Below are 356 nucleotides of genomic sequence, written 5' to 3' on the forward strand. Positions count from 1 at the left end.
GAGCGCGGCGATGGCCGGATTCGCTTTCGCTGGGTCAAAGCGCCGCTGAGCGCGGAGCTCACCCACTTGGCCGACACCATCGCGCGCCGGGTCGGGCGCTACCTGGAGCGCCAGGGACTTTTGGAGCGCGATGCCGAGCATAGTTGGCTGGCAGGCGAAGACCTTGATCAAGACCCTATGAGCACCGTACTGGGGCATTCGATTACCTATCGTATTGCGGTGGGGCCCAACGCCGGACGCAAGGTGATGACGCTGCAGACCCTGCCGGCGGAGGATCCCCCGTTTGGCGAGCAGGCGGGACAGGTCAGCGGCTTCTCCCTGCACGCCGGCGTGGCCGCGCGCGCGGATCAGCGGGA

At 67.4% G+C, this 356-nt stretch carries 1 pseudogene; it reads left to right on the plus strand.

Annotated features, from left to right (window positions below):
* A pseudogene (locus RM532_RS15870) lies at window positions 1-356 on the plus strand (IS91 family transposase); the annotation flags it as partial.

Source organism: Spectribacter hydrogenoxidans, assembly GCF_031846275.1.
GTDB classification, from domain to species: Bacteria; Pseudomonadota; Gammaproteobacteria; order Nevskiales; family Salinisphaeraceae; genus Spectribacter; species Spectribacter hydrogenoxidans.